Origin of the sequence: Amycolatopsis coloradensis (assembly GCF_037997115.1) — a bacterium.
Classification (GTDB): Bacteria; Actinomycetota; Actinomycetes; order Mycobacteriales; family Pseudonocardiaceae; genus Amycolatopsis; species Amycolatopsis coloradensis_A.
On record NZ_CP150484.1, the window covers coordinates 5,647,214 to 5,670,095 of the forward strand.

Annotated in this window: 29 protein-coding genes and 1 tRNA gene; 16 read left to right on the plus strand and 14 right to left on the minus strand. The window is 68.0% G+C overall.

Annotation, left to right across the window (positions count from 1 at the left end; all coding sequences use genetic code 11):
* Window positions 1-244: 244 nt before the first annotated feature.
* From LCL61_RS26440 to LCL61_RS26455, 4 genes are all read left to right on the plus strand, one after another.
* Window positions 245-2,461 carry a glycosyl hydrolase family 18 protein gene (locus LCL61_RS26440; RefSeq protein WP_340688685.1) on the plus strand — a complete coding sequence of 739 codons (2,217 nt, stop codon included), beginning with the start codon at window positions 245-247 and terminating at the stop codon, window positions 2,459-2,461.
* A gap of 73 nt (window positions 2,462-2,534) precedes the next feature.
* Window positions 2,535-3,560 carry a lactonase family protein gene (locus tag LCL61_RS26445; RefSeq protein WP_340682209.1) on the plus strand — a complete coding sequence of 342 codons (1,026 nt, stop codon included), beginning with the start codon at window positions 2,535-2,537 and terminating at the stop codon, window positions 3,558-3,560.
* Window positions 3,561-3,693: 133 nt separating this feature from the next.
* Entirely contained in the window at window positions 3,694-4,863 is a 1,170-nt protein-coding gene (locus LCL61_RS26450; protein ID WP_340682210.1) for an alginate lyase family protein, read from the plus strand.
* A 139-nt stretch (window positions 4,864-5,002) separates the two neighbouring features.
* Window positions 5,003-5,076: transfer RNA gene (locus tag LCL61_RS26455), tRNA-Pro, on the plus strand.
* Between the two features lie 306 nt (window positions 5,077-5,382).
* Here the strand turns inward: LCL61_RS26455 and LCL61_RS26460 are convergent.
* Together LCL61_RS26460 and LCL61_RS26465 are read right to left on the minus strand one after the other, a co-directional pair.
* On the minus strand, window positions 5,383-6,051 hold the full coding sequence (locus LCL61_RS26460; RefSeq protein ID WP_340682211.1) for a tyrosine-type recombinase/integrase: 669 nt from the start codon (window positions 6,049-6,051) through the stop codon (window positions 5,383-5,385).
* The gene (locus LCL61_RS26465; protein WP_340682212.1) at window positions 6,009-6,215 is read right to left on the minus strand and encodes a hypothetical protein; all 207 of its coding nucleotides are present in this window, start codon (window positions 6,213-6,215) and stop codon (window positions 6,009-6,011) included. Before LCL61_RS26465 ends, LCL61_RS26460 begins: the two co-directional genes overlap by 43 nt.
* Before the next feature lie 50 nt (window positions 6,216-6,265).
* Between LCL61_RS26465 and LCL61_RS26470 the strand changes: the two genes are divergently transcribed.
* Complete coding sequence (locus LCL61_RS26470) at window positions 6,266-6,601, plus strand: hypothetical protein (RefSeq protein WP_340682213.1); 336 nt, start codon at window positions 6,266-6,268, stop codon at window positions 6,599-6,601.
* A 576-nt stretch (window positions 6,602-7,177) separates the two neighbouring features.
* Window positions 7,178-7,633: a hypothetical protein gene (locus LCL61_RS26475; RefSeq protein ID WP_340682214.1), complete on the plus strand. Its 456-nt coding sequence runs from the start codon at window positions 7,178-7,180 to the stop codon at window positions 7,631-7,633.
* Window positions 7,634-7,792: 159 nt separating this feature from the next.
* Here the strand turns inward: LCL61_RS26475 and LCL61_RS26480 are convergent, their stop codons facing one another.
* A complete protein-coding gene (locus LCL61_RS26480) occupies window positions 7,793-8,170 on the minus strand; it encodes a hypothetical protein (RefSeq protein ID WP_340682215.1) in 378 nt (125 codons plus the stop codon).
* 259 nt (window positions 8,171-8,429) lie between these two features.
* On the opposite strand from LCL61_RS26480, the gene LCL61_RS26485 reads away from it, so the two are divergent.
* Window positions 8,430-9,407, plus strand: a complete 978-nt coding sequence (locus LCL61_RS26485) for a hypothetical protein (RefSeq protein ID WP_340682216.1) — start codon at window positions 8,430-8,432, stop codon at window positions 9,405-9,407.
* Between the two features lie 65 nt (window positions 9,408-9,472).
* On the opposite strand, the gene LCL61_RS26490 is transcribed toward LCL61_RS26485, so the two are convergent.
* On the minus strand, window positions 9,473-10,237 hold the full coding sequence (locus tag LCL61_RS26490; protein WP_340682217.1) for a serine protease: 765 nt from the start codon (window positions 10,235-10,237) through the stop codon (window positions 9,473-9,475).
* A 257-nt stretch (window positions 10,238-10,494) separates the two neighbouring features.
* Here LCL61_RS26490 and LCL61_RS26495 point away from each other — a divergent pair, with 257 nt between their 5' ends.
* Window positions 10,495-10,899: a ChaB family protein gene (locus LCL61_RS26495; RefSeq protein WP_340682218.1), complete on the plus strand. Its 405-nt coding sequence runs from the start codon at window positions 10,495-10,497 to the stop codon at window positions 10,897-10,899.
* A 72-nt stretch (window positions 10,900-10,971) separates the two neighbouring features.
* Here the strand turns inward: LCL61_RS26495 and LCL61_RS26500 are convergent, their stop codons facing one another.
* From LCL61_RS26500 to LCL61_RS26515, 4 genes are all read right to left on the minus strand, one after another.
* Window positions 10,972-11,103: a hypothetical protein gene (locus LCL61_RS26500; protein WP_340682219.1), complete on the minus strand. Its 132-nt coding sequence runs from the start codon at window positions 11,101-11,103 to the stop codon at window positions 10,972-10,974.
* A gap of 89 nt (window positions 11,104-11,192) precedes the next feature.
* The gene (locus tag LCL61_RS26505; RefSeq protein ID WP_340682220.1) at window positions 11,193-12,341 is read right to left on the minus strand and encodes a family 43 glycosylhydrolase; all 1,149 of its coding nucleotides are present in this window, start codon (window positions 12,339-12,341) and stop codon (window positions 11,193-11,195) included.
* Window positions 12,338-13,150 carry an endonuclease/exonuclease/phosphatase family protein gene (locus LCL61_RS26510; protein ID WP_340682221.1) on the minus strand — a complete coding sequence of 271 codons (813 nt, stop codon included), beginning with the start codon at window positions 13,148-13,150 and terminating at the stop codon, window positions 12,338-12,340. Before LCL61_RS26510 ends, LCL61_RS26505 begins: the two co-directional genes overlap by 4 nt.
* 103 nt (window positions 13,151-13,253) lie before the next feature.
* On the minus strand, window positions 13,254-13,502 hold the full coding sequence (locus LCL61_RS26515) for a hypothetical protein (protein ID WP_340682222.1): 249 nt from the start codon (window positions 13,500-13,502) through the stop codon (window positions 13,254-13,256).
* Window positions 13,503-13,675: 173 nt separating this feature from the next.
* On the opposite strand from LCL61_RS26515, the gene LCL61_RS26520 reads away from it, so the two are divergent.
* The 3 genes from LCL61_RS26520 to LCL61_RS26530 are packed head-to-tail and all read left to right on the plus strand — an operon-like array spanning window position 13,676 to window position 15,332.
* Window positions 13,676-14,044 carry a hypothetical protein gene (locus LCL61_RS26520; RefSeq protein WP_340682223.1) on the plus strand — a complete coding sequence of 123 codons (369 nt, stop codon included), beginning with the start codon at window positions 13,676-13,678 and terminating at the stop codon, window positions 14,042-14,044.
* A 56-nt stretch (window positions 14,045-14,100) separates the two neighbouring features.
* Window positions 14,101-14,769 carry a DsbA family protein gene (locus LCL61_RS26525; RefSeq protein ID WP_340682224.1) on the plus strand — a complete coding sequence of 223 codons (669 nt, stop codon included), beginning with the start codon at window positions 14,101-14,103 and terminating at the stop codon, window positions 14,767-14,769.
* Window positions 14,766-15,332 carry a vitamin K epoxide reductase family protein gene (locus LCL61_RS26530; RefSeq protein WP_340682225.1) on the plus strand — a complete coding sequence of 189 codons (567 nt, stop codon included), beginning with the start codon at window positions 14,766-14,768 and terminating at the stop codon, window positions 15,330-15,332. Before LCL61_RS26525 ends, LCL61_RS26530 begins: the two co-directional genes overlap by 4 nt.
* Here LCL61_RS26530 and LCL61_RS26535 read toward each other — a convergent pair.
* A complete protein-coding gene (locus LCL61_RS26535; RefSeq protein WP_340682226.1) occupies window positions 15,311-15,493 on the minus strand; it encodes a hypothetical protein in 183 nt (60 codons plus the stop codon). The two genes, LCL61_RS26530 and LCL61_RS26535, sit on opposite strands and share 22 nt — an antisense overlap.
* A gap of 199 nt (window positions 15,494-15,692) precedes the next feature.
* On the opposite strand from LCL61_RS26535, the gene LCL61_RS26540 reads away from it, so the two are divergent.
* From LCL61_RS26540 to LCL61_RS26555, 5 genes are all read left to right on the plus strand, one after another.
* Complete coding sequence (locus tag LCL61_RS26540) at window positions 15,693-16,739, plus strand: C40 family peptidase (RefSeq protein ID WP_340682227.1); 1,047 nt, start codon at window positions 15,693-15,695, stop codon at window positions 16,737-16,739.
* 37 nt (window positions 16,740-16,776) lie between these two features.
* Window positions 16,777-17,139: a BlaI/MecI/CopY family transcriptional regulator gene (locus LCL61_RS26545; RefSeq protein WP_340682228.1), complete on the plus strand. Its 363-nt coding sequence runs from the start codon at window positions 16,777-16,779 to the stop codon at window positions 17,137-17,139.
* Window positions 17,136-17,606, plus strand: a complete 471-nt coding sequence (locus tag LCL61_RS42680) for a hypothetical protein (RefSeq protein WP_425341936.1) — start codon at window positions 17,136-17,138, stop codon at window positions 17,604-17,606. The genes LCL61_RS26545 and LCL61_RS42680 overlap by 4 nt, the downstream gene beginning before the upstream one ends.
* Complete coding sequence (locus tag LCL61_RS42685) at window positions 17,513-18,043, plus strand: M56 family metallopeptidase (RefSeq protein WP_425341937.1); 531 nt, start codon at window positions 17,513-17,515, stop codon at window positions 18,041-18,043. The genes LCL61_RS42680 and LCL61_RS42685 overlap by 94 nt, the downstream gene beginning before the upstream one ends.
* Before the next feature lie 319 nt (window positions 18,044-18,362).
* Window positions 18,363-19,457: a S1 family peptidase gene (locus LCL61_RS26555; RefSeq protein ID WP_340682229.1), complete on the plus strand. Its 1,095-nt coding sequence runs from the start codon at window positions 18,363-18,365 to the stop codon at window positions 19,455-19,457.
* Here the strand turns inward: LCL61_RS26555 and LCL61_RS26560 are convergent.
* From LCL61_RS26560 to LCL61_RS26580, 5 genes are all read right to left on the minus strand, one after another.
* Window positions 19,430-19,846 carry a hypothetical protein gene (locus LCL61_RS26560; protein WP_340682230.1) on the minus strand — a complete coding sequence of 139 codons (417 nt, stop codon included), beginning with the start codon at window positions 19,844-19,846 and terminating at the stop codon, window positions 19,430-19,432. The two genes, LCL61_RS26555 and LCL61_RS26560, sit on opposite strands and share 28 nt — an antisense overlap.
* 284 nt (window positions 19,847-20,130) lie before the next feature.
* Window positions 20,131-21,243, minus strand: coding sequence for a VanZ family protein (locus LCL61_RS26565; protein ID WP_340682231.1), 1,113 nt, complete (start codon window positions 21,241-21,243; stop codon window positions 20,131-20,133).
* Window positions 21,236-21,541: a hypothetical protein gene (locus LCL61_RS26570; RefSeq protein ID WP_340682232.1), complete on the minus strand. Its 306-nt coding sequence runs from the start codon at window positions 21,539-21,541 to the stop codon at window positions 21,236-21,238. The genes LCL61_RS26565 and LCL61_RS26570 overlap by 8 nt, the downstream gene beginning before the upstream one ends.
* Before the next feature lie 95 nt (window positions 21,542-21,636).
* Window positions 21,637-21,801, minus strand: coding sequence for a hypothetical protein (locus tag LCL61_RS26575; RefSeq protein ID WP_340682233.1), 165 nt, complete (start codon window positions 21,799-21,801; stop codon window positions 21,637-21,639).
* Between the two features lie 80 nt (window positions 21,802-21,881).
* Window positions 21,882-22,808, minus strand: a complete 927-nt coding sequence (locus tag LCL61_RS26580; RefSeq protein ID WP_340682234.1) for a MurR/RpiR family transcriptional regulator — start codon at window positions 22,806-22,808, stop codon at window positions 21,882-21,884.
* Window positions 22,809-22,882: the final 74 nt, after the last annotated feature.

The following is a 22,882-nucleotide window of genomic DNA, read 5'->3' on the forward strand; positions in this document are numbered from 1 at the left end:
GGATCCTCCCCAGATGAGCTCATGAGCCGGCTTTCGCCGTTCGTCGGTGTCACCTGCTATCCGCGCTCGCGGCCGAACGGGTTCACGCCCGCCGAATCGGTCTAGACCTTTTATGCGAGCCGCGCTACATTCAAGCGTGGTCTAGACCACATCGCGCCAGTTCAGCTCAGGTTCAGTCTCGACGCCTCTTTTGGAGAGAACCGCCATGAGACGCACCAGAAAACGACTACTCAGCGCACTCACCGTGACACTCTTCGCCGCCGGGCTCCTCGTGGCCGCGGGGAGTCCGGCGTTGGCGGCGGGCCGCCTCCGCGCCGCCTTCACCTTGGCCGGAACCACCGGTGAGTACACCGTCACCAACCCCAGCGGCGAAACCGTCGCCGACTGGTCCATCACCTTCACCGTCCCCGCCGGCGTGACCGCCACGAGCGGCTCGCACGCCACGGTCTCCCAGTCGGGCGACCAGGTCACCCTCACCCCGGCGTTCTACATCAAATCGCTCGCGCCGGGCCGTTCGACCTACCCCTACAGCCCGTCGTTCCGGCTCAGTTCCGCGGTCAACCCGCTCACGTGCCGGATCGACGACGCGAACTGCGACGGTTCCGGCGACACACCGCCGTCGACACCGTCCAACCTGCGGCTCGTGGCGAAGACGACCACGACCGCCGCGCTGGCCTGGAACGCCGCCGCCCCGGGCTCCCTGCCCGTCGTCGGCTACGACGTCTACCAGGGCACCACGCTGGCGGCCTCGGTCACCGGCACCGAAGCGAGGATCACCGGCCTGACGCCGAACACGGCGTACAGCTTCACCGTCGTCGCCAAGGACCGGAAGGACGCCAAGTCCCCGCCCACCCCGGCACTGGCGGTGACCACCAACAACCCGAGCGACGACACCCAGGCACCGACCGTGCCTTCGAACCTCCGCTCGACCGCGGTCACCTCGGGCTCGATCTCGCTGGCGTGGAACGCGTCCACCGACAACACCGGCGTCGTCTCCTACGACGTCTACCGCGGCACTTCCCTCGCCACCACGGTGACCGGGACGACCGCGACGGTGACCGGGCTTTCACCGTCCACTTCGTACTCTTTCACGGTCAAAGCCCGCGACGGTTACGACAACGTCTCCGCCGCCAGCGCCGCCGTCAGCGCTCGCACCGGCGACATCGTGAACGGGTACGCCCGGGTCGGCTACTTCGTCCAGTGGGGCATCTACGGCCGCCAGTTCTTCGTCAAGAACCTGGTGACCAACGGGTCCGCCGCCAAGCTGACCCATCTGCTGTACGCCTTCGGGAACATAGACCCGGTCAACCACACCTGCCTTTCGGGTGTCACCAAGGGGACGACGTCGAATCCCCAGGACCCGAACCAGGGGGACGGCGCCGGCGACGCGGAAGCCGACTACTCACGGCCGATGTCCGCCGCCCAGTCCGTCGACGGCGTCGGCGACACCGGCTGGGAGACGCTGCGCGGCAACTTCAACCAGCTGAAGAAGCTCAAGGCCAAGTACCCCAACCTGAAGATCCTCATCTCCTTGGGCGGCTGGACCTACTCGAAGTACTTCTCCGACGTCGCGGCCACGCCCGCGTCGCGGCAGAAGTTCGTCGCGTCGTGCATCGACACGTACCTCAAGGGGAACGTGAAGCCGTACGGCGGCGCCGGCGGTCCGGGTACGGCCGCAGGCATCTTCGACGGCATCGACATCGACTGGGAGTGGCCGGGCAGCCCCGACGGGCACCCCGGGAACCACTGGAGCGCCAACGACAAGACGAACCTGACCGCTCTGCTCGCCGAGTTCCGCACGCAGATGGACGCCTACGGCGCGACCACCGGCAAACGGTACGAACTGCAGGCGTTCACCCCCGCCGACCCGGCGAAGGTGAAGGGCGGCTGGGAGATCCCGAAGATCTTCGACTACCTCGACGTCGCGAACGTGCAGGGCTATGACTTCCACGGCTCCGGCAGCGACAACTCGTGGGAGCCGAACCGCACCGGCCACCAGGGGAACCTCTACGCCGACGCGGACGATCCGTACAACTTCAAGTTCAGCGTGGAGTCGGCGATCAACGCCTACACCGATGCCGGGGCCAATCCACGGAAACTCACCCTCGGCCTCGCCTTCTACGGGAGAGGCTGGCAAGGGGTCGCGGACGGCGGCAAGAAGGGCGAATGGCAGAGCGCGACCGGAGCCGCGCCAGGCCAGTTCGCCGAGGAAGCAGGTACTCGTGGTTACGCGAATCTCTTGGCCAGTGTCCCCAACTGCGCCGTCCAGCACGACACCGCGGCCGTGGCCACGTCGTGCTACACGGGCAACGGAGGGCAATGGTGGACCTTCGACGACGCCTGGTCCATCCAGCAGAAGGTGGCCTGGCTCAAGACCAGAGGGCTGCTCGGGGTCATGGCCTGGGAGATGTCCGGTGACACCGGATCCCTCATGACCACGGTGGACAACTCGCTGAAGTGACGGCTCCCCTCGCGCGTGGTGAGCCACGCGCGAGGGCTTCACCTCCGCCTCGGCTTGCTGCACAGTGTGCTTCGTGACTTCTGCGAATGATGGCCCGACTCTGCTCATCGCCGGCTCCTACACCGCGGTGAGCAACGGCAGTGGCGAGGGCATCGGCACGTTCCGGCGTGACGCACGGACCGGGGAGCTGACCCCGGCGGGTTCGCTCGCGCTGGACTCGCCGAGCTGGCTGACCCCACATCCCGCGCTTCCCGTGCTGTACGCCGTGAACGAAACGGCCGAAGGCGCGATCACCGCGGTGGCCGTCGCCGCAGACGGCACGCTGTCGGCGCTGAACTCGCTGCCGACCGGCGGCGCTGATCCGTGCCACCTGGCGGTCACTCCCGATGGCCGGTACCTGTTGTGCGCCAACTACAGCGGCGGCAGCCTGGCCGCTTTCGCGCTGGGCCCGGACGGAGTGCCCACCGTGCGGACGGCGCTGGTCCGGCACGAAGGCAGCGGCCCGGACACCGAACGGCAGGAGACGGCGCACGTCCACATGGCCGTCGTCGACGAGACCGGGACACTGGTCAGCGCGGTCGACCTGGGCACGGACGAGATCCGCGGCTACCGCCTCGGCGAGGAGGGCGAGCTGATCCCCTTGTCGGTGTCGACGCTGCCCGCGGGGACCGGTCCGCGGCAACTGGTCCGGCGTCCCGGCACAAATCACGCGTACGTCGTCGGCGAACTGGCCGCCTCGCTGGTGACGGTGCGCGAAGAGCCACCAGGCACGTTCGCCGTCGAGAACTCCGTTCCCGCGACGCTCGAACCCGGCGGCGAGAACCTCCCGGCACAGCTCGTCCTGCACGAAGACCGGCTGTTCCTGTCGAACCGGGGTCCCGAGAGGATCACGGAGTTCACGTTCGACGGTGTGCTTCCGCAGGCCGTCGCCGACCATCGGACCGGCGCATGGCCGCGGCACTTCTCCGTTGTCGGCGAGCATTGTTATGTCGCGTCGCAGAACTCCGACGCGATCCAGGCCTACGAACGCGCGACCTGGCGCCTGATCGGCACTTATCCGGTCGGAAGCCCGGCCTTCATCGGTGTCTGGCCGCACTGATCCGTTCAGCCCGCTGAACGGGCGGGCCCTCTTTCTTTTCGGGGTGAACAAAGGTCTTGACGCACCTGGTTCAGACCATGACACTGAATCGCGCGCCGCCGGTGACCTGGTTCACACCCACTCGAGGAGTCCCATGTCCCTACCGAGGAAACTGCTCGCCCTGACCACGCTCGTCCCGTTGGCACTGGGCCTTTTCAGTGCCCCCTCGCAGGCCGCACCCGCCACCTTCACCCATCCCGGCGTACTGGTCAGCCGCCCGCAATTGGATTTCGTCCGCGCCAAGGTGCAGGCCGGCGCGCAACCGTGGAAACAGGCTTACGACGCGATGATGTCGAGTTCGTACGCCTCACTGTCGCGGTCACCGAAACCCCGCGCCATCGTCGAATGCGGTTCCTATTCGAATCCGAACATCGGCTGTACCGATGAGCGGCAAGACGCGATCGCCGCGTATTCGCTTTCGCTGGCGTGGTACATCACGCGGGACGCGAAATACGCGACCAAAGCGATCGAGATCATGGACGCGTGGTCCGCGATACTGAAGGATCACACGAACAGCAACGCTCCCCTGCAGTCGGCGTGGTCGGCCTCCTCGTGGCCGCGCGCGGCGGAGATCATCAAGCACACGTACACGAGCTGGCCGAATTCCGGCCGCTTCGGCACCATGCTCCGGAACGTGTACCTGCCCGAGGTGATCAACGGCAGCCACAGCAACGGCAACTGGGAACTCAGCATGACCGAGGCCGCGATCGGCATCGCCGTGTTCCTCGACGACAAGGCGGCCTACGACAGGGCCGTCGCGAAGTTCCGCACCCGCGTCCCCGCTTACCTCTACTTGACCAGCGACGGTGCGCTCCCGAAGACCGCGCCCGGCAGCGGCCTGGACACCCGCGACAAGATCGTCAAGTACTGGCAAGGCCAGACGACGTTCGTCAACGGCCTCTCCCAGGAGACCTGCCGCGACTTCACTCACACCGGCTACGGCCTCGCCGCCATCGCGAACTTCGCCGAGACCACCCGCATCCAGGGCCAGGACCTCTACCCCGAGATCGCCGACCGCCTCCGCGAAGGCCTCGGCTTCCACGCGAAGTACCAGATGGGCGCGGCCGTCCCGTCGTGGCTTTGCGGCGGCGGCCTGAAGCTCGGCCTCGGCCCGATCACCGAGGTCGGCTACAACCATCTCCACACGCGCCTCGGGCACACCATGAGCAACACCGAGGCCCTCACCCTGCGCCAGCGCCCGGCGGGCACCAACAACCTGTTCGTCTCCTGGCAGACCCTCACCCACGCCGGCAACCCCCAGTGACCGCGTAAGGGCCGCCCGAATCCGGCAGGGCGGCCCTCACGGACCGTTTTCCCAGCTCAGACACACAGTGACCCCTGGTTGCAAGCCCCTGTCCGGGACCCGCTAAAGTACTCACATCGCACTCCACGGAGCGCGGGTCCGGGCTGTGGCGCAGTTTGGTAGCGCACTTGACTGGGGGTCAAGGGGTCGCAGGTTCGAATCCTGTCAGCCCGACCGGAAGACGAAGCCGCTTGGCTTGGGTGAAGACCCAGGCCAAGCGGCTTTTTCGTGCCACCGGACAAAATTCTTCAGTGAATACCGAAGCAGCTGCTTGGGGACCACGTAGGGACCAAGTCACGGTCTGGAGCGTCTCTGGCGCACTTGACCCGGGCAAAACAGCGCCAGGTCGCCGGGGCTGGCTTTGGACCAGGCGGCGGGCTGATGGCTGGGATCTGGTCCACCGCGGGGCCGGTAGGGCCACGAGAACGGTGTGTACGACCCCATAGGCGGGCGGTGCGTGCGGCAGCGTGAACAACGCCTTTAACGGGCACACCCGGATTGAGCTTCGTCGGCGCCTTCCGGCATTCGTGCTGTCGGCCGGTACGCGCTTCCGTCCGGTCCTAAAACGCCAAAAAGAAACGCTCCGCCTTCGAGAAGGCGGAGCGTCTCCTGAATTTCTGGCAATTCTTCTATCGGACGAACTGGAGCCGTCCTGACCGTGGTGCCCGCAGATGCTCGCTGAGCATCTCCCCCGCCTCCGTGATGGCGCGGTGGTCGGGTACAGGTACCTCTGGGTTGTCGTGATCGAGCCGTGGCCGGCGATCTTCCGCGGATGGTGCACGGAACGCCGGGGGCGGCCATCCAGGTCAGCCCGGTGTGCCGCAGGTCGTGGCGGCGCAGGTGCTCGTATCCGAGCTGGGCGACCACGTCGTCCCAGTAGGTCGCGTCGCGCAGCACCGCGGTGGTGATGCGGCCGCCGCGGGGCCCGCGGAAGAGCCGGTCGTCGGGGTTCCCGTCGGTCAGGGCGATCCGGTGCTCGACCAGTTCCCGAATGTCCTCGATCAGGGGTACTTTCCGGGCCCGTTCGCCCTTGTCCAGCAGCCCGCCGGGCCCGGGGGTGATCTGCCGCCGGAGGTTCCGCGTCCAGGTCGTAGTGTCGATGTCTTTCACCGGCAGCCCGAGACTTCGCCGATCCGGGCGGCAGTACACGCCGCGAACAGCGCCACGTCGCCCCAGCTGCGGTACTCACCGTGCGAGCGCGCGACGAGCGCGTCCGCGAGCCTGGTCAAGGTGTGCCAGTCCGGCAGCGCCAGGGCCCGCGGGTCTTCCAGTTCGTCCTCGGCCTGCTTGTACTGTTTCTGCCGGCCGGTCACCCTCGCCGGGTTGTGGTCGACGATGCCGTCCCGGTAGGCCTGCTCCGTTGATGGCCTGGCGTGACAACACCGGCGAGTCGCTGGCGTTGTTGCCGCGCAAGGGAAGCGGGGGTTCCAACACGGTGGCCGATCACATCGAGGTCCTGGATGAGGCCATCGCCCAGATCCCGGCCCGCTATCGCCGTGACCTGCTGATCACTGTGGACGGTGCGGGCTCGTCCCACGGTCTGGTCGACCACATCACGGCCCTGAACGGCTCACCATGGCGGACGGTGCGGTATTCCATCGGCTGGGACCTGGGCGCCCGGGAACGCGCCGCCATCGGCCATGATCTTCGGCAGCCCGCTATAAGCGTTCCAGCCGCCAACCTTCGCCTGTCCGCATAACTCCGGATGGTGTCGGTGTCCGGCACCGCGAACACGTGCACCACGCGGCGGGACTCGCCCACCGTGCCGGGACGCGGGCGCCCGAAGAACAGCCGTACCGTCAACGCGCCTCCCGCAACGTGGCGCCCGGCGGAGACGGGCGTGGCCGGGGAGCTACCCGCCTCCGCCGGAACCCTGGTGCGGCCATCCCGTTCCGGTGCCGGCCGTGGCCGTCATCGTCGCCGACTGGCCACCGATCACCGACGAGCAGATCCAGGCACTGGCGATCATCCTCAACCGCGTTGAGACACGCCTTGCGAAGCAACAGCCGCATAGCTGCGTGGTGGTCCGGCATGGCGCAAGCAGTACTTGTCAGTCCCCGTCACTATGAGGGACAAGGCTTACTCTGCGCCAGGAGGCCGGAGCAGCGCATCGACCGTACGGCGGAGCGGGGGCGCCAGTGCGCGGCCGGAGCTGTGGTGGGCGAGGCTTGTCCGCCTGTCTTGCCGCCGGTTCCAGGGCCAGGAAGTGGCTACTTGTCCTCACCTGATTTTCGACCTGACAATGAGCTACATCGGCCTTTTCTTTTCTTGATATGTGAGGAGAATTGTTTTGTCGAATTCAATTGTTCGGCGCTCGCTGGTCGCGGCGAGTGTGACACTCTTTATTTCCGGACTCCTCGCGGGGGGCGCGTCCGCCGCCGAGGCGGCCACTGGGACGGCTGAGGCACTGCCGCAATTGGAGTGCGAGGGCCGGGTGGAGCGCCCGACGCAAGACGGCGACATCGTGCGTGCCCGCGCCGTAACCCGCTGCCGCGACGAGGTGGAGGTGATCGGGGTACGAACGTGGCTGCAGAAATATGATGACGGCGAGTGGGAGAACGTCGAGGAGGATCTCGGAAGGAGGGAGGACGCCAGGTGGGTGCGCGCCGACGCCGAAGCTGAGTGCGAGCGGGGCCGCTACCGGACAGTATCCGAGCACTTCGCACGCGATGGCAGGGATGATTACCGCGACCGCAAGGAGAGCGAGAGCGTCCGGATTCGCTGCAGGTGACCTGCGCTCGCGGATTCATGAAGCTCGCTGTCCGCAATGGACGCTTCTGGTAGCGCCGAGAAGCCGCGACACCGCAGCGGTGTCGCGGCTTCCGCTGACGTCAAGGCCCGCCGGGGCACGTCGCCCCAGCTGCCGGACGCCCCGCGCCGAGGTCCCGGCCTACTCGGTGATCGTGGTCCAGGGCCGACAGGTCACTTCCTCACCGTTGTCCCAAGCGCAGGCTTTGAACTTGGCCGTCTCACCGTTGGCGAAACCAGGGATCTTCACGATGACCGTCGCACCGTTCTTGGCGTGGACGGTCTTTTCGAAGGAGTCGTGGACCACCGTCATTTTGACGGAATAGCCGGGCGGGAAGAGGTCGTCGTTGAGAAACAGCTGGTCATAATCCTTGCCTTCGTGGTGGTCATTCCACCTGACCTCGCCGTAGGCGTTTCCGCTCCCGATGTACCAGTGCGCTCCATCCGGTGTGTCGGCGGCCGCAGAGGCCGGGACGGCAAAGGCGCCCAGAGCCAAGGCGGCGACCATCCCGGCGGTCATAGCGATCCTGCGTATCACTTTTCGTCCCCTCATGGTGCGGATTGGTTAAGCGGCCCCATTTCGTCAGGGCGTGGGCATCAGTGTCACCGGCGAGACGGACCGGGCACACACCCTTTTCGCCAAGGCGCAAAGGGCGTTGTTGGCCTGCCGCATCAGCACCTCGCGATCATCCGCGCATGGCGAAGTCGCGCAGGGAACCGCGAGAGCTTCCCGCGAGTCCCAGTTGAGAACTGGACGTACCACGACTACAAGGGGATGCATGAAGACCCTACTCAAGAAGGCGACGATCACTGCCGCGGCGAGCGTGCTGATGCTCGGCCTCACCACGGTGGGCACCGCCTCCGCTGAGGCCGCGGCCATCACCTGCGACACGAAGTCCAGCGGCAAGGACGGCCCCTTCTACCACGGGGAATCGGCCTCTTACGCCTACGACAACCGGTTCAGCAAGAGTCACCCTGTGCCCGCGCTGGCGACCAACATCCCGCAGGGCACGGCGACCTGGTCGAACTGGGACGGGTCGAACGACCTGATCCTGGTCACCTCGTACGAGTCGGGCCACCGCAGCGCGATCATCATCGGGATCGACGCCAAGACCGGCAAGCAGGTCGGCCAGGCGCTGCTCGCTTACTCGCACGTCGGCGGGATCGCCGTATTCGAGAAGCAGGGTTGGGCATTCGTGTCGGGCAAGGGCGACACGATTCGCAAGTACTCGCTGGCGAAGCTGAAGACCGCGATCAAGAAGTCGCTGCCCATTGAGCAGGAAGGCAAGGCGCAGACCGTCTACGCCTCCTCGTTCCTTACCAGCCACGGCCCGAGCAACACCCTGTGGGCGGGCAAGTTCGAAGACTCCGAGCGCGGACTGATGCACTCGTACACCGTCGGCGCCGACGGCAAGCTGGGCTACCGGCCGGGGTCGTGGGAGGTGCCGACGAAGACGCAGGGCCTCATCGTCACCAAGGACCTGTTCATCTACAGCACTTCGCACGGCAGGAACAACCGCAGCAACCTCTACGTGGTCCGGCGCGGCGCCGGCGACAAAGACCTGGACACGGCCAAGAAGCACTGCTTCCGCGCGCCGAGCATGTCCGAGGGGCTGACGGTCTACGGCAGCAACGTCTACCTGGCGTTCGAGTCCGGCGCGCACTACTACAGCAAGGCCGCGGACAAGCCGAGGAACATCATCTCGAACCTGCACAAGGCGCAGCTGTCGTCTTTGGAGGCGCTGGCGCCCCGGTGAAGCGTCGGCAAGCGGGCGAGGACGGTCAGGTCACCATCCTCGCCCGCTGCCGAAGCGCAGGAGCGTCAGTGGTGTCCGAGAATGGTGCGGTGGATCCAGCCCTTGTAGGCGGGCACGCTGGTGTAGAGGCCGGGTCCGTTGGCGCAGGGCACGTCGTTGTCACCAGGCCCCGAGGTGACGCCGATCAGCTCCCATCGGCCCCACTTCCCGCGCTGGATCTGCGGTCCGCCGGAGTCCCCCATGCACGCCATCGCACCAGGCTCGCGGCTGATCGTGCAGAGCCGGGTCGAGTCCGCGTAGCCGGGCGAGCATTCCGACACCGCTCCCCGGCGGGTGTCGAGCTGCTGGAGTCGTTCGGGGAAGACCACTTCGGTGATGTCGGCGGTGTCGACCGTGGTGCCGAAGCCCATCAAGCGTGTCGGTGTGCCGGGGCGGCCGGGGCGGCCGGCGATGCGGATGGGCTGTTCGGAGACGGGGCGGTCCAGGCGTACCAGCGCGATGTCGTTCTTGTTCGGCGCACCTGGCTGGTAACCGGGGTGGCGCACCATGCGATCGATCGCCCGCACGGTGCCGCCGGAGGTCCGGCGCTCGCTGCCGACGCGCACCGTCCCCTCCGGCTGAGCCGGGTTGTTCCCCGGGTCGACACAGTGCGCCGCGGTCACCACCCACTGCGGGTGGATCAGCACGGCCCCGCAGACACCTTTGGCGTTGTTCAGCTCGGGCACGACCTCCGGGATCGACGCCATGAACTCGTAGCGCTCGGTGGAGTCCTTCCCGTTCACCACGGCATCGGCACTGCCGGGTAAGGCGATCGCGCAGAAAGCTCCCACCAGCGCAACACTGGCGGCACGAATCAGGTGGCTGCGCACGGAACCCGCTCTCGTCATACGTTTCCTTAGTTCGAGTACTTCGGATCGATCGGGTCCAGCATCGCGGCCCGCCTCGTCCTGGACCATCGGGTCAGCCCGTGGATGCGTCGTGGTGCCTGCTCGACGCCGCGCGGTAGGGCTCGCCCTACTCACCCTTGGTTTCGACCGGGCCGGGATCGGTTATCCGATAGCGCGATCCGTGAGGAAGGAGGTCCGCCATGCCAGGACGGGAAGACCTGCCCAGCACGCTCTTGCGTTCGCCGCGCGAGGCTCAGGACACCTGGGTGGCCGCGCATGATTCGGCGCTCGAAACCTACGGGCCCGGCCGCCGTGCCAGCCAGACCGCGTTCGCGGCCGTGAAGCACTCCTTCGAAAAAGTCGGTGATCATTGGGAGCCGAAGGAGCGCCGCGGGCCGTCCGACGAGCAGGCCGCGGGCGGTGCCGGGCAGCGTACGAAGAGCACCCACGGAGGCGTCGACGCGCGAGCCGGAAAGGAGCACCTGTATCAGCGGGCCCGCGAGCTCGGGGTTCGCGGGCGTTCCCGCATGTCGAAGAGCGAACTGGTCAAGGCGCTCGAGAAAGCCAGCCGCCGCGAGACCGCTCGCGCCCGGCAGAGCCGGTAACGACCGGCACCGAGGTCGTCACGGGGAGAGGCCGGCTCGTCGTAGGAGCCGGCCTCCATCCCTAGTGAAGGCTCACTCCCGGCCGAGCACGATCGTGGGCTCAAGCTCGAAAGCCGTTTCCTCCAGGGCATCGTTCTCGCCGCGTGGTTCCGGCACGGCCACCCGTTCGGCCGATGACTCGGGCTCTTCGTATGCGTGTGTCATGGTTCTCAACTCCGTTGGTGTCGCATCCGGCTGGTGGAGGCCGGCACGAGGCGATTACCCGGTGATCCGGAGATCAATCATCCGGCGGGTCACCACCGCACGCTGAATTCGGCCGCTGCCCCACTGCCGGTTTTCACCAACCGGGCGATCCGGCTCCGCCGTTCCGGCGAAGGATCCTCATGCGGAAGCAAGCTCGCGTCGGTGATGTAATTCCACGAAGCCCACCACGAACCATCGGGCGCCTGGAACGCGTTGAACGCGCCAGGACCCCGCTTGTTGCCCGGCAGGTTCTTCTTGCGGTACTCGTCCGGCAGACCGGGCCGGAATCGCGGCTCACCGTCCGGGTCCGGCTGATAGGAGAAATACGCCCGCTGCTCGGCCATCGGGGTGCACCGGTTGTCGGTCAGCGCGGTTCCGCAGTAGGCGACGCCGGTCGCATAGCGGTTCGCGTACCAGTTGTTCCCCGAGTAGAAGAGGTACCAGCCACCGTCGATGCGGACGGCGTTGGGATTCTCGATCGTGAGGACGTCGTCGGACGGACTGTTGTGGTGCGTCCACTCGAGATTCGCGTTGTCGATGAGCTTCTTCGCGTCGGCTTCGGCTATCCGCCGCACGTGGCGAGGCCGGTCGAAGTCCAGTTTCGCCGCCCCCAGAGCGGTGACGCGGTCCTGCGTCCACGCGCCGTTGCGCAAGGTCAGCCAGACCTCGCCTTGTCCCCTGCTCACGTCGGCGTCGATCGCCCACCCGCGATCCGGGCAGAACAGCGGATCGGCGTTGGCGACGAAGCCTCCCGTGGCCCGCAACGAGGTGGCGTAGCCGACGCAGTGTTTCGCCTGGCCGGCGGGCTCGGGGCCGGGAAGCGCCGCGCTGTAGAACACATAGTAGACGACACGGCCGTCCTCCTGGTGCGCGAACAACGCCGGTGTCCACAGTGGAGAGTCGGGTCTCGCCCAGTATCCCGCGGGGAACGTGACGCCGTCCCAGGCGTCGCCATCGACGGCGCCTCGGCGCTGGAACGATCCGCCACCGAACTCGACTTCGGTGTACGGCAACTTCTTGCCGGGAATGCTCGCGCCGACCGCGACATAGGTGTTCGTCTCCGGCACCCGCATCAGATCCGCCGCCGGGAACCGGAAGTCCAGCGACTCGTCGCGCGGCCCGGTTTCGGCTGTCGCGGACGGCACGGCCGTCAGCAGGCTGACGCCGCATACGAGGGCGATCAGGGCGCGTCGCATCATCGGGTCACCGTCACCCGAACGCGCACCGGACGGTGGTCACTTCCGTAGCCGCCGAGGGCGTCCACCGCGGACCCTGTCGAGTCCTTCTTCGCCCACACGTGGTCGATGGACCTGGTGCCATGGCTCGGAGCGCTGTAGGAATCGGCCACTCGCCGCAGCCCCGTCATCAGGTCCGAACCCGGTTCGGCGTTGAAGTCACCCATGACGACGGGCTCGGCCGCACGCGAGGAGAACCAGTCCGCGGTGGCACGGACCTGCAGATTGTGCAGTTCACGGTTGAGGGCGAACCGCTGCGCGGACGGGGTCAGGTGCACGACGCCCACGACCCACTCGAAGCCCGCGCCTCCCACCCGCACCCAGTTGACGTACTTCGGTGGCACCCAGCAGCCACAGTCGCCGGGCTCCGCGGGGCCGGTACCGGGTGTGGACGGGTCCACTTTGGACGCGGGTGAGATCTCGTGCGCGCCGTGGCCGGTGACGGACATGGTGCCGCGCACGAGGATGGCGTTGTGCTTGACAGCGCGACGGTCCGACTCGTAGATGGCGACGTACCCCGTCGCGGCCGCGGCCTCCTTCACCACCTCCTCGCGGTCGGCGACCTCCTGCAGCCCGATGACGGCGGGGCGTTCGGTCTCGAGGAGACGGACGAGGTCGGCCTTGAGCCCGCCCGCGTCGCCCACGTTGTAGGTGACGACCTTGATCGTGCGTTCGGTCGCCACCTCGGCGGCCTCCGCGCCGGGCACCGCGACGAGCGCGGCGAACGGCACCAGCAGTGCCAGCGCGAGGGTCTTGCGCCTCGAATGCTTCATGGGATTCCCTCCAGTGTCGATGACGGAGGGAATCGGACCATCGGCGGCCCGCCACGGGCAACGCTCCGCGCGATCCCGTCATTTTCCGGAAAGAATTGGCGGCCTACCCCTGCGAAGGGTTCTCCCAGACGAAGGTGACCTTGTTGCCCGCCGGATCCGCGATCTCCGTCAGCTTGACGAAGCCGAAGTCCTGGATCGGGCCGCACCCCACGCCGCGCCCCGCGAGGCCGCCGACGGTCTCGTCGATGTCCTCGACGACGAGGACCACGGTGCTCCTACCCGCGGCTTCCGGGTCGTGGGCGACCTGGAGCCCGGCGTTCCCGGTGATCTGCCATTCCGCGACGCCTTCCATGGGTTCGGTGTCGGGCCGCCGCCCGATCCACTGCTCCTACCAGGCGACGGCGGCGGCATGGTCGGAAACCGGCAGGACCGCGTAGACATCTGTAGCCGGTTCGTCCGAGTTCGCCCCGGCTTTACAAGGTCACCTTTACCCTGCACCGCGTGACCGGCAGACGGACTATGAGGATGACAGCGCGGCTTTTCGCCGTGCTGGCCGTGCTCACCGCTGTCGCCCTCTTGCAGGGTTCCTTGTGCAGTGACGGAGCGGCGGCGGCCGGTTCGCCCTGCGCTCCCCTGTTCGCCGTCGAAGCCACCCACACCACGACCCCGGCCGACGAATGCGAGCCGGCCGAGTCCCTGCTGAGCCCGGCGGAACAGCCCCATCCGGACAACCACCTCGACGACGTCGCGGGGATCGGCATGGCACTGCTGGCCGCGCTCGTCCTGCTCGTCCGGCATCATCGCCCCGGTGGGACGGGAGTACCGCCGTCCTCCCCGGCAAGGCGTTCGACGACCACTCCACCGCTCGTCCAGCTCTGCGTTTCCCGTACCTGATCCGGCAAAGCCCCTGCCGCTTTCAGTTGCCGGAACCGAGCCAAGGACACAACAGAATGACCAAGAACACCAAGGTTTCCCTGACGGTCGTGGCCGTCGTCGTCGCGGTCGTGGCCGCGTTGCTCGTCGTCACCAATCTGGGTGAGTACGCCCCGAGCGGGCAGGCGGACACACCCCCGGTCGTACCCGCGTCGATCCTCGTCCGGCCGGACAGCCATCGGCTCTCCGACCCGCCGGGCAGCAAGGTGACCGTCGTGGAGTTTCTCGACCTCGAATGCGAGGCGTGCGGCGCCGCGTTTCCCGGCGTCGAACGCCTCCGAGCCGAGTACGGCGACCGTGTCACCTTCGTGATGCGCTACTTCCCCATCCCGAGCCATCAGAACGCCGAACTCGCCGCGCGGGCCGTGGAGGCGGCGGGTGGACAGGGCAAGCTCGAACCGATGTACCGTCTGATGTTCGAGAAGCAGCCGGAGTGGGGCGACCAGCAGGTCTCCCACCGCGAGACCTTCCTCGGGTTCGCCCGCGAACTGGGTCTCGACTTGCAGGTCTTCGAAACCGCGCTCGACGACCCGGTCACCCTCGGCCGGGTGCTCGCCGACCGCACCGACGGCTCGAACATCGGCGTCGAGGGCACGCCGACGTTCTTCGTCAACGGCGTCAAGTTCTCGGGTTCACCGTCCTATCAGGGCCTCAAGGCCGTCATAGACCGGGAACTGGCGAAATGACGCCGTTCGCCGTTCGGGTGACACCGTGGGTGCTGCTGGCCGGCGGCGCGATCGGGCTGCTGGCGTCGTTCGTGCTCACCGTCGAGAAGATCGCGCTGCTCAAGGACTTCTCCTACATCCCGACCTGCAGTGTCAACCCGGTGCTCAGCTGCGGGTCGATCATGAAGACGCCGCAGGCCGAGCTGTTCGGGTTCCCCAATCCGTTGCTGGGGATCGCCGGGTTCGGCGTGGTCGTGACGACCGGGGTCGCGTTGCTCGGCGGAGCAAAGCTCCCTCGCTGGTACTGGCTGGGCCTGCAAGCCGGCGCGGCCCTCGGTGTCGTCTTCGTGCACTGGCTGATGCTGCAGAGCCTGTACGTCATCGGCGCGCTGTGCCCGTACTGCATGGTCGTCTGGGCGGTCACCATCGCCGTCTTCTGGTACACGACCCTGCACAACCTCCACAAAGGACCGGAGGTGAAGGCGGCGATCCGATACCACAGCGTGGTCCTCGTGGTCTGGTACGCCGCCATCACCGTCGCGGTCCTGCAGGCCTTCTGGAGTTACTGGACGACGCTCGTCTGAAGGCGGCTCCGGTCGAGACCACGCAATCCCCAGGCACAGAGCGCGCCGATCACCGTCAGGGCCAGCCACGGGAATTCCGGGAAGCCTGCCCGGCGCGCGAGGTCGAAGACGGTGCCGTCGCCGTGCCCGTCCAGGCAGCCACCAGCTCCGGAGCCCGCCACGACCGCAACAGCAAGGCCGCGACGAGTCGACGAAGAGTAGCCGGGAAGACACTCACGGTTCCCACCGTAGCAAAGATCGGCTTCATCTCCCATGAGTCTTAGTACTAGGTGCTTTAGTAGGACTTCACCGGACACTCACCTCCGTCCCCGTACTACTAAGCGCAATAGTTGGCCCTGTACGACAGGAGATTCGGCACCCGTGACCCCACATCGGCGCTCACTGCGGCACCCCCTCGCCGCCACCGCCGCCCTCATGATCCTCGGCTTCGGCACGCTCCCCGCGAGCGCGCAACCGGCGCCGGACGGCCAGGATCCGATGCGGCGCTACCAGGAACTCGGCACCCAGGCGGCCAAGGCCGACGAGGATCTGCAGGAATCCCAGGACCGGTTGAAGACCCGCGAGAGCGAACGCGACCAGGCCACGGCCGCCCTCGGCCGCGCCGACGGCGATCTCACACACGCTCGGTCGGCGATCGATCGCTTCCGGCCGCAGGTCGAGGCGATCGCGCGGTCCGCGATGAGCGGCGAGCGCCTCGGCAACGCCGTCCTGCTGCTCGACAGCGGCAGCAGGCAGGAGTTCCTCGACCGCTCCTCCGCGCTGTCGGTCCTGGCCGGGGAGAAGGCCAAGGCGTTGAACGGCCTGCGCGACGCGCTCGCCAAGGCACAGACCGCGCGCGCGACGGCGGAGGACGCGCGGGAAATGGCCCAGCTCGCCGCCAACGACGCGACCTTGGCGCTGGACCAGGTCCGCACCCGCAAGAAGGACCTCGACGACCAGATCGCCAAGGTGCGGGAAGCTCTCGGACAGCTACCCGCCGCCGACAAGGCGAAACTCGGCAAGGTCCAGGACAAGGGCTCTTACCTCGGCCCTCCCGGCGCCGCGAACGACGCGCTGCAGGCGGCACTGTCCAAACGGGGCTCGCAGTACGAATGGGGGGCCACCGGGCCGAGCGAATTCGACTGCTCGGGCCTGACGTCGTGGGCGTACAAGCAGGCGGGGATCTCGCTTCCGCGCACCAGCCGCCAGCAGTACACCGTGGGGAAGGCCGTCGCGTTGGACGCGCTCGTCCCTGGCGATCTCGTCTTCTACGACGACGGCACCGGCGACCCGGGAGCCATCCACCACGTCGGCATGTACGTCGGCGGCGGCAAGATGGTCGACGCGCCCACCGAGGGCCAGCTGGTCGACGTCCGTTCGGTCAAGGGCGACGGGCATCTGATGGGCGCGCGGCGCATCGTCGGCTGAGCCGGAGCGGCACAGCGTCCTTCCCGGCGGAGGTGTCATGCAACGGCTGGGCGAACTCGAAGCGTCGGTGATGGACGTGCTCTGGGACGCGGGGGAACCCTTGCGGGTGCGCCAGGTTCTCGAGGCGATCAACCGGGATCGCGACCTCGCCTACACCACCGTGATGACGGTGCTGGACAACCTGCACCGCAAGGAATGGGTCGAGCGCGAAATGGAGAATCGCGCGTACCGCTATCGCGCCGTGGCGACCCGCGAGGAGACCACCGCGCAAAGCCTGCGGGAAATCCTCGACGCCTCGGACGACCGGGAGTCGGTGCTGCTGCATTTCGCGCGCTCGGTCTCCGAAGAGGAGTCGGACATCCTGCGGCGGGCCCTGCGACGGAAGCCCGGCAAGCGATGATCCTGGCGGCGGTGCTCCTGTTCGGCGTGGTGGTGATCGGCTGGTGCTCACCCCGGCTGCTCGGCAGGCTGACCGCAGGCGGGATCAGCCCCGGCACGGCGCTCGCGTGGTGGCTGCTGACCGCGCTCGGCGTCCTCGTCGGCGCCCTCGGCGCCGTCCTGCTCCTCGTCCTGCCGGACCACGGGCCCGCCGGGGCCATCACCCGGATCCTTCACGAGTGCTGGGCGGCCGTCGGCCACAGCGGTCTTCCCGGCCTCGATCCACTCGCCGGCACTTTCGCGGGCACCGCCGTCGCGATCGCGGCGGCCGGCTCGCCGTGTCCACCGCCCGGCGCCGGAAACGCAGCACGCTGCTGCACCGGCGCCATCTCGACGTGCTCCGGTTGTCCGGCGCCCGGCCGGGGCCGACGCTGTGGCTGCCCGACGACCGTCCGATCGCCTACAGCCTCGGCGGCCGCGACGGCCTGATCGTCGCGAGCCACGGCCTCGCGGGCAGGCTCTCACCCCGCGAACTCGACGCGGTGCTGGCCCACGAACGCGCTCATCTGCGCGGAAGGCACCACCTTCTGACCGGATGCGCCGAAACCCTCGGCCGCGTACTGCGGTTCGTCCCGCTCATGCGCGAACTCCCCGGCGCGGTCCGGCTGCTCGTCGAACTGGCCGCCGACCGGGCGGCCGCTGCCGGGCACGGACCGGAGACCGTGCGTTCGGCACTGCTGTCGATCCACGCGGCCGGCGGCGGTGACACCGCGCTCCGATTGCGCTGGCTGGCCCGGCACGCGAGCCGACCGGCGCGCTTCCCGGAACGGGTGCGAGCCATCGCGGGCGGAGCGCTGGCGTTGTTCGCCGCGCCCGTGCTCACCGTCGGCCTGATGTTCACGGCGGGCCTCGTTTCCTGCTGGTGAAAGAAACGCGTTCGTCACGGATGCGGGCGAACGGGTTCAGCGCGGACACCATCAGGTGATCTGCACTTTTCGGCCTGGGAAGCCCCTTTCCCGAACGGGTGTATGAACGTCGCTGAGCGTCGTTCGCCGGTCGGCGGATCGGGGACGGCAAATCATGCAATCTCCACTCACACGAGTGAGGAGCCGCCATTCCGCTGAGCCGGAAAGGCGAATTCCCAGCGCTACTCAGTTGGCGGCATTCGGCCGGTGTCCGCCTGTCGTAACGTCGATCAAGGAACGCTTCTCCCGCAACGAATTCCGTGAACCCATGGAGGTTTTCGTGATCCGACGTCCTCTGCGCACCCTGACCGTCCTGATCGGCGCGGCGGCAGCCGTCACCGCCTTCGCGGCACCGGCTTCCGCCGCGACATCGGTGCTGAACGAAACGGCGGGCACGGCCACGGTGGCCGCCGCCCAGCAGGATCTCGGCACCTCGCTCGGCGCCGCGTTCGCCGGGTCCTGGCTGGACGCCACGACCGGTGAACTGATCGTCGGTACCACCGACGCGAGCCGGTCTTCCCGAATCCGCGCCGCGGGCGCGATCCCGAAGGTACTGCGGCACAGCGCCGCCGAACTGCGGCAGATCCAGTCCACATTGGACAACAGAACCGCGGGCCTGCCTCGCTCGGTCGCCGGCTGGTACGTCGACGTGTCGTCGAACGACGTCGTGGTCAGTGTGGTGGGCGGCGATCCCGCCGGACTGGCGTGGGCCACCTCCGCCGGGGTCCCGGTCCGGGTGGAACACGTGAAGAGCGCGCCGCGGCCGTTGTGGAGCGTGATCGGCGGGCAAGGCCTGTACTTCAGCGGCGGTGCCTGCTCGGTCGGGTTCACCGCCTACGACGACGACGATCATTACGTGATCACCGCGGGCCACTGCACCGAACTCGGCGGCACCGTGCGCGGCGCCGGGGGCACGATCGGCAAGGTCGCGAGGTCTTCCTTCCCCGGCAACGACTACGGGACGGTCAAGGTGGCACACTCCGACGTCTCGACCCCGCCGCGGGTCGACCGGTACGAGGACGGGTCCGACGTGCGGATCGAGGGCGCCGACGTGGTCGGCGTCGGCGGCCGGGTCTGCCGGTCCGGGATCACCACCCACTGGCACTGCGGGCGGGTCGAAGCGCTGGACCGGACGGTGAACTACGGCAACGGGAACATCGTGCGGGGCCTCACCCAGACCGACGCCTGCGCCGAACCGGGCGACTCCGGTGGCTCGTTCGTCAGCCGCCCCTCGTCGGGCTCCGGCACGAAACTCGTGCAGGCACAGGGCATGACCTCGGGCGGTTCCGGTGACTGCGCCGAGGGCGGCACCACGTTCTTCCAGCCTGTCAAGGAGGTGCTCGACCGCTACGACCTGACGCTCGAAAAGGACTGATCTCCCGTGGCGAGGGGCGGCCGTCCCTTGATCAGGACGGCGAGTTCACCCGCCTCGACGACCAGGGTCTCGATCTCGGCCCAGCGGCGGCGGACTCGCTCGTGATCGGACACCAGCGTGCCGGAAACCATGCCCAGGAACAGGTTCGCGTCCGTTCCGACCTCCGCCAGCCGCAGGAAGGGACGACGGTCTTCTTCGGTTCCCGCCCCGTGCTCCGCGGCCCACTCACGGGCTCGCATCCCGGCGTCGTGGCAGGCGTCGACGAGGAGGGTCCGGATCTCCTCCGGCCGGTTCCCCGGGCTCGCGGGAGGTTTCCCCATCAGCGGGAAGATGTTCCAGGCCACCGACAGCAGGCAGTCGGCCACTTCGTCCATCGACTCCACGTCCACCGGGCGAGTGTTCCGGCCCGTGCGTCCTGCCAGGCGCAATGACGCGCACGACGGGCAGGTTCGACCCGATCGGGTGGAACCCACCTGTCGGACCTCACGTGATTGGGCGGACGACACGCGTGATCCGGCGGACGACACGCGTGACTGGATGGACGACACAACCGTGGCCGGGTTCAGCGCGAGAGCCGTCCGCGCAATCACGCGTGTCGTCCATCTGATCACGCGTGTCGTCCATCTGATCACGCGAAAGCGCCATTCCAGTAGGTACTTAAGACACTCTGGGCCTAATCGTCCTTACCGCTCACGAGGCTCGGTTCGGCCGGCTCGTCGAGTTCGCGCACGTCGGCCATCCGCAGGCCGGCGATCAGCCCGGACAGTCCCTGGTGACCTTCGGGCCGGAAGGCGAGGATCCCGCTGGCGAAGAACAACAGGTTCGCCAGCGGCTCGAACCCGCCGTTGACCACCGACGCCAAGGTCAGCAGCGTGAAATAACCGCCGGAACCGGCCAGGAACCGCACGACCGTCCGCCACAGGGCGGGCTTCCCGCCGTCCGGGCCGGCGGGGCGCAGCAGCACGACCCGCTGGCCGAAGCTGGCGCCGTTGCCGGCTACGGGAATGACGAACAACAGGAGCAGAGCCGGCAGGAACGTGCCGATCAGTGCGGTCACCACGGTGTTCGGTTCACCGGCGAGCAGGGTCGTCACGATGCCGACGGTGGTGCCGAGCAGGACGACCGACACGACGTCGACGGCCATCCCGAGAAGGCGGCGGCGCGCGGTGACCGGCCGCGGCGTTCCCGGCGGCGCGGACGGCTCGTTGCCCGGCAACAGCCGCAACAGCGGGGCGAGGCCGAAGCCGACGGCGGCACCGAGGGTGTTGGTCAGCAGGTCGTCGACGTCGGCCAGCCGGTACGGACACTCGAACAGGAACCAGACCCCGGTCAGCTGCGTGCACTCGATGAACAACGAGACCGCGAAGCCGATCGCGACGGTGGCCGCGAAGCCGCGCCCGAAGAGGTGCCGTACGAACATCCCCAGCGGCACGAACAAGGCGACGTTGAACACCGCCTGCTGGACGGCGGGATTGCGCAGGAACGCCCGCAGGCCGGCCCCGGTCTGTTCGCGACGGACGTCGGCGACGAACTGGAACGGGCGCAGTTGCAGGTGACTGGACGCGTGCTCGGCACACCACGCCGCCGTCGTGTCCGGGATGGGGAGCAACGTGTACGTCCACAGGGACATGGCGTAGACCAGGAACCCGAACACCAGCAGGACCCGCCAGAGCCCGAGCTCCCCGCGGCGCCGGTAACTCGCGGCGATGTACGGGACGGCCAGGAGGCCCGCTAGCACGAAACCCGCGAACACCGCGATGACCGCGGAGATGGTCGGATCAGTCACTCGCGGAAGCTAACAACGCGCGCTCCGGCGCACCCGTCACACCACCTGGCCGGGTGACGGAGTCGGCCGGGGCGAGGGTGCGCTGATGCGCGAGCGCGGCGATGGCGAAGGTCAGATGGACGACGACCCAGTTGCGGTCTTCGCGATGGACCCGCTGCAGCAGGTCGAGAGAAGCGTCGCCCGGCGTACGTCCCTGACGGCAGGCGTCGATGAACGCCTGGGTCAGTTCGTCGACGTTCCTCCGGAACTCCGCGAAGGTGTCGGAGGGCTGGGCGTTGGTGCAGAAATCCACGGTCACGTTACAGAGCGTTCCATAGCGCGACACAAAGTTACGAACTGGCGCAGCCCGAATCACTCACGTGAGGTAGACCTCGCGCAAATCTGTGCTCTGCGTCACGCCGAAGCGAGCCCAGCGGGCAGCCGGCGTTCCCGTTCGGCCGCCTTCGTCCGGCGGGTGACCGGGAAGCGCTGATCGAGTTCGACCAGCAGCGGGCTCGCCGCCATCAGTGCCAGAAGGGCGAGCCCGGCGTATGCGCCCAGAGTCGCGATGATCGTCATTTCGGCCTCCTCGGTCCCCGTGCCGCCTGTTCCGGCGGCCTGGAACCAGGATCGCCTCCCCGCGGGGGGCGGCGGATCGGTCATCCGGCGGAGACGCCTCGACCGGTCGGCCTTTTCGGCACTGTCCGATCGGCCGATCCCGGGCGGCGGTGCAGCAGGTCGAACCGCGACCACATGGCCTCGGCCGCCTCGATGGACTCGCCGGTGCGGACGGGATCGACGGCGGCGAGTTGCGCGACGATCGCCTGCACCAGGCTCATTCCCGCGGTCAGCGACGGGAAGAAGGTCACGCCCTCGGCGGGCACCATCAGCACCTGTTCGACCGCGGCCGCCAGCGCGGGACTGGCCGCGTCGGTGATGGCGAAGGCACGCGCTCCCCTGGCCTTGGCCTCGTTCGCGGCGAGCACCGTGCTCTCGTACAGCCGCCAGAAGCTGATCGCGATGAGGACGTCCTCGGATGTCAGTTTCGCCGTGGCGTTGGCGAGTTCGGCGTCGCCTGCCGTGATGGCGTGGACGTCGTATCCGGCGAGCCGGGCGTTGTGCGCGAACGCGATCCCGACCGCGGCGTAGCTGCCGTCGGCGATCACGACCGTGCGGCGCGCCCCGGCGACGGCCTCCGCGACGTTGCGGATCTCGTCCTCGGCGACGCGCCGGTTGAGCAGAGCGAGGCTGTCGAGGTCGCGGCGCAGCGACGCCGAACCCGGCGAGTCGACGTCCCGGTGTTCCTCGGCCACCTGCGGCGCGCTCAGCGACGACATGTACCGCGCCCGCAACTCCTGTTGCAGCGCCGGCCAGCCGGCGAAACCCAGCGCCTGGGCCGTACGGGTAACGGTGGCGACGTTGACCCCGGCGAGCTGGGCGAGTTCGGCCGTCGAGCCGAACGACGCCCGGCGCGGTTGCGAGACCAGCACTTCGAGCACAGCGGCCGCCTTCGGCCGCAGGCCGCGCTCCGGTGCGCGGTCCCGAAGCCACGCCTCGAAACCGTCGTCGGTTCCCGTCCCAGTCACGCGCACCCTCCCTCGACGGCGTCACGGTAACGCATCGTGCCCGGCGAACCACTTGCAACAACCATTGCAGTTTT

Excerpts from the sequence above, each read along its gene's own strand:
- LCL61_RS26575 (WP_340682233.1), bottom strand. The coding sequence starts at position 21,801 with ATGACGATCATCGCGACTCTGGGCGCATACGCCGGGCTCGCCCTTCTG.
- LCL61_RS26530 (WP_340682225.1), top strand. The coding sequence starts at position 14,766 with ATGACGCCGTTCGCCGTTCGGGTGACACCGTGGGTGCTGCTGGCCGGC.
- LCL61_RS26470 (WP_340682213.1), top strand. The coding sequence starts at position 6,266 with ATGGCCTGGCGTGACAACACCGGCGAGTCGCTGGCGTTGTTGCCGCGC.
- LCL61_RS26450 (WP_340682210.1), top strand. The coding sequence starts at position 3,694 with ATGTCCCTACCGAGGAAACTGCTCGCCCTGACCACGCTCGTCCCGTTG.
- LCL61_RS26500 (WP_340682219.1), bottom strand. The coding sequence starts at position 11,103 with ATGACACACGCATACGAAGAGCCCGAGTCATCGGCCGAACGGGTGGCC.
- LCL61_RS26515 (WP_340682222.1), bottom strand. The coding sequence starts at position 13,502 with ATGGAAGGCGTCGCGGAATGGCAGATCACCGGGAACGCCGGGCTCCAG.
- LCL61_RS26505 (WP_340682220.1), bottom strand. The coding sequence starts at position 12,341 with ATGATGCGACGCGCCCTGATCGCCCTCGTATGCGGCGTCAGCCTGCTG.
- LCL61_RS26480 (WP_340682215.1), bottom strand. The coding sequence starts at position 8,170 with ATGACCGCCGGGATGGTCGCCGCCTTGGCTCTGGGCGCCTTTGCCGTC.
- LCL61_RS26545 (WP_340682228.1), top strand. The coding sequence starts at position 16,777 with ATGCAACGGCTGGGCGAACTCGAAGCGTCGGTGATGGACGTGCTCTGG.
- LCL61_RS26525 (WP_340682224.1), top strand. The coding sequence starts at position 14,101 with ATGACCAAGAACACCAAGGTTTCCCTGACGGTCGTGGCCGTCGTCGTC.
- LCL61_RS26520 (WP_340682223.1), top strand. The coding sequence starts at position 13,676 with ATGACAGCGCGGCTTTTCGCCGTGCTGGCCGTGCTCACCGCTGTCGCC.
- LCL61_RS26495 (WP_340682218.1), top strand. The coding sequence starts at position 10,495 with ATGCCAGGACGGGAAGACCTGCCCAGCACGCTCTTGCGTTCGCCGCGC.
- LCL61_RS26485 (WP_340682216.1), top strand. The coding sequence starts at position 8,430 with ATGAAGACCCTACTCAAGAAGGCGACGATCACTGCCGCGGCGAGCGTG.
- LCL61_RS26510 (WP_340682221.1), bottom strand. The coding sequence starts at position 13,150 with ATGAAGCATTCGAGGCGCAAGACCCTCGCGCTGGCACTGCTGGTGCCG.
- LCL61_RS42680 (WP_425341936.1), top strand. The coding sequence starts at position 17,136 with ATGATCCTGGCGGCGGTGCTCCTGTTCGGCGTGGTGGTGATCGGCTGG.